2 protein-coding genes and 2 pseudogenes are annotated in these 3,224 nt (G+C 31.9%); all 4 read right to left on the bottom strand.

What is annotated here, in order from left to right:
• Nucleotides 1-59: 59 nt before the first annotated feature.
• Nucleotides 60-1,256 carry a polysaccharide pyruvyl transferase family protein gene (locus A5867_RS07075; protein ID WP_087627228.1) on the bottom strand — a complete coding sequence of 399 codons (1,197 nt, stop codon included), beginning with the start codon at nt 1,254-1,256 and terminating at the stop codon, nt 60-62.
• Nucleotides 1,257-1,266: 10 nt separating this feature from the next.
• Nucleotides 1,267-1,984, bottom strand: a pseudogene (rfbD, locus tag A5867_RS07070) (dTDP-4-dehydrorhamnose reductase); the annotation flags it as partial.
• 70 nt (nt 1,985-2,054) lie between these two features.
• Nucleotides 2,055-2,183, bottom strand: a pseudogene (locus A5867_RS07065) (dTDP-4-dehydrorhamnose 3,5-epimerase family protein); the annotation flags it as partial.
• The gene (gene rfbA / locus A5867_RS07060) at nt 2,171-3,055 is read right to left on the bottom strand and encodes a glucose-1-phosphate thymidylyltransferase RfbA (protein ID WP_087627226.1); all 885 of its coding nucleotides are present in this window, start codon (nt 3,053-3,055) and stop codon (nt 2,171-2,173) included. The pseudogene A5867_RS07065 and the gene rfbA, both read right to left, overlap by 13 nt.
• Between the last annotated feature and the right edge of the window lie 169 nt (nt 3,056-3,224).

Here is a 3,224-nt window from a genome sequence, read left to right as displayed (position 1 = left end):
ACAAGCTTGGTTACTAAAAAATCAGGTAAAATTTTCTTCAATTTATTCATAAGTACCTCTTATATTTTCTCTTTTAATAATTCAAATGGATCTGGCAATTGCTTAACATCATTAAGAACATTTTTTATTTTTACTGATTCTTCGAAACAATTCTGGTCAAGCTCGCTAATACAATTCTTGATTTCTTTCAAGTTTATATCATTTCTGACATCTAAAACATATTGACTTTGATCAAAAAGTTTAGCTAATTCTTGATATTTAATTGCCCAACCTAAAATAAGACAAGGAACCTTTTCTTTATAAGAATGCACCACCGAATGAAATCTAGACGCTATAGCATAATCAAACTGCTGTATTAATTTTTCAAACTCACTAGGTGTCATATCCTCACTAATTATTTTTACAGAATCATTATATTTAAATAAATCTTTGATAAGATGACAAGCCTCTATATCCTCACCTGAATGTCTTATTAAATAAATGTTTTTCCCTTTTTTTATCAACTCATTAACAATAGTGTTATAAACCTCTAATAATTCGTCTTTATTAGAGTGATCAAAGTTTCTCATATTAGGAATTATGGCTACACTTTTACTCGCAATAGTAAACTCTCGGTCCTCAGGTATATTATGGTAAATAGACGACCAATTAATTGCAGCTCTGCTTGTTAATACCAAATCATAACATTGTATAACATTATCAATTACATTAACATCTTCTAGCGCTTGCCGCCCTTGCTCTTCTCGAGGAAATATTAGATTTACCTTATTGAGAGTCTGACTTAATTTTTCTTTCCAATCTATTTTCTCCGATGTATAATTAAACGGTCCAATAGATTGTGGTAGGATAACTGTCTTAATACCATAGTTACTAGATATCTCACACCTTTTTAAATATTGTAATGACTTTTCTTCGCCCCACTGGCTTGACAAAGCATATCCACTAATATCAAAAATATATTCAGTATTTGGCAAGTATTTTTTATATTCTTTAGGGTTTATTCTTTGGTTTTTTTTCAGTAATTTTCTTAATATAGTTTCTCCAAAGAAATTATTCCGCAAAAAAGGATTATGAATTATTTTAAAATTGTAGTTTACAAGATCTTTGGGATCTCTGTAAATATCAACTTCGGATACAAATAAAATTTCATGCTGAGGAAACAATTCTTTTAGTCTACTGATAGTTATAAAACTCATGGCTTGAGCGCCTTTATTATTAAATTCGCCACCAATTATCATTATATTTTTCTGTGACATAAATAACTCCTTATCCAATATTTTCTTTTAGCATTTTAGTTAAAGTATCTTGCCAAGTTGGTATTTGAAAACCTATATCTTTCGCCTTGGACAAATCCATAACTGAATACTGTGGTCTAATTGCTTTTTTAGTAAATTGAGATGAAGAAATCGGATTTATAATGACACCATCACTCTTCAAGATTTCTTTTGCAAACACATACCACGAGCAACTATTATCATTTGAGAAGTGATAAACGCCATTCGGTGGATTGGTTAAAAAAAGATATATCATAAATTCTGCTAATGTTCTGTTCCATGTAGGTCTACCAAATTGGTCATTTACCACACACAATGTATTTCGGAATTCTACTAAATGCTTCATTGAAAACACAAAATTTTCCCCATGACTTCCAAATACCCATGAAGTACGTAAAATATGATAGTCCGTTAGCAAATCTTGTATAGCTTGCTCCCTCAATAATTTGCTCCGTCCATACTCATTTTGAGGATTGGTTTTACCATCTACCTTGTATTCTTCACTTTTTCACGTCAAAAACATAGTCTGTACTTATATATATTAACATTGCTCCGACAATTTTTGCGGTCTCAGCCACATTTTTAGTTCCTTTAACATTAACAAGCTCATTGCGATATTTGCCTTCATCCTCTGCTTTATCAACAGCTGTATATACTACACAATGTGAAATTAAGCTTGGCTTTACTTTTTTAATATATGATAGAGTTTCACCTTTTTTAGTTTTTCTAGGCAAAGCTCCCCTTTTGAAAGTGTGTGATTATCTTAAACAAACTTTTTAAAATACCCACTTTTTGAAATTCACCTTCCGAGGAACTTTCAGTAAAAAATCCTCGACGGTCTCCGAAGACAGCCGGTTCTATAATTTTAATATCCTTTAATTTAGTTTCAGAAATAGTTATTCCCCCCATATTTTTGCTTCCTCAGATAATCGTAAAAGATATTGACCGTATTGATTTTTCTTCAATGGCTGTGCTAGATTAACTAACTTCTCCTTTGTGATATACTCCATGCGATACGCTATTTCTTCTAAACAAGCAACTTTTAAATTTTGGCGTTTCTCAATTGTTTCAACAAAAGTCGAAGCTTCTAATAAAGATTCATGCGTACCCGTATCTAGCCAAGCAAATCCTCGTCCCATTACCTCAACGCTTAGTTTTCCATTTTCCAAATATTTTTGGTTTAAATCAGTTATTTCCAATTCCCCACGTTCGGAAGGCTTGATTTGTTTTGCTAACTTTACTACCTCATTATCATAGAAGTATAAACCTGTTACTGCATAACTTGATTTGGGTTGTTGCGGTTTCTCCTCTATAGAAATAGCTTGCATTTTATCATTAAATTCTACCACTCCAAATCTCTGAGGATCATTGACATGGTATCCAAAAACAGTTGCGCCAGATTCTTTTTTCGCCGCTTTTTGAAGCAACTGAGACAATCCTCCACCATAATAGATATTATCACCTAGAATTAAACAGACGCTATCATCACCAATAAATTCTTCGCCAATAATAAACGCTTGTGCTAGACCATCAGGTTTTGGTTGTATAGCATACTCGATACGAACTCCTAAATTTTGTCCATCACCAAATAAATCTTTAAATCTTGGTGTATCTTGAGGTGTTGAGATAATTAAAATATCTCTAATACCCGCTAACATTAATGTTGACATAGGATAGTAAATCATTGGCTTGTCATATACAGGCATTAATTGTTTTGACGTAGCTTTGGTTAATGGATACAAGCGTGTACCTGATCCACCTGCTAGGATGATTCCTTTCACATTAACAACTCCGTTCAAATAGATTTGAGAGAATATACAATTTTACGTTAGGATGCTTTTCATTTTTACAATAAAAATATATAGATAAATATGTCTGTTTTTCAATAGATATTGAGTTATAGGATTAACTTCTTTATGCTTTCTTGAAAATACGCCTTTAAAATCATTG

It is taken from the genome of Enterococcus sp. 6D12_DIV0197 (assembly GCF_002174385.1).
Taxonomy (GTDB): domain Bacteria; phylum Bacillota; class Bacilli; order Lactobacillales; family Enterococcaceae; genus Enterococcus_D; species Enterococcus_D casseliflavus.
The sequence above is the reverse complement of the archived record's forward strand: the minus strand, read 5'-3'. Positions and strand labels throughout refer to the sequence as shown.